At 52.4% G+C, this 319-nt stretch carries 1 pseudogene; it reads right to left on the bottom strand.

What is annotated here, in order from left to right:
• A pseudogene (locus OB13_RS18225) lies at positions 1-319 on the bottom strand (polysaccharide lyase); the annotation flags it as partial.

Below are 319 nucleotides of genomic sequence, written 5' to 3'. Positions count from 1 at the left end.
GGTCAGGGTATACTTCACACTTCCTACCGAGGAGGCCAGGTTAGCCCGGAAGTTCAGCTTGCTGGTGCCCAGCGCGCTGAAGCTCAACGAAGCGCCGTTGGTTAAAGTAAATATGTCTTTCTCAGTGTCTGCGTTAACCAGCATCAGACTAGAGACAACCGATGAAGATGTAGTAGTCGGCGCAGGAGCCATAGCTGCAGTTGTACTGGAGCTCATTTCCGCTAGCGTAGCTTTTTCATTCCCCACACGGACGTTCTCGTAGTAAAGCACTCGTTTGGTGGTCTGCGTCGAGCCGTCGTTCCAAGAGGCCTTGTAGATA

The organism is Pontibacter sp. HJ8 (genome assembly GCF_054824225.1).
This window is presented reverse-complemented; position numbering and strand designations above follow the sequence as displayed.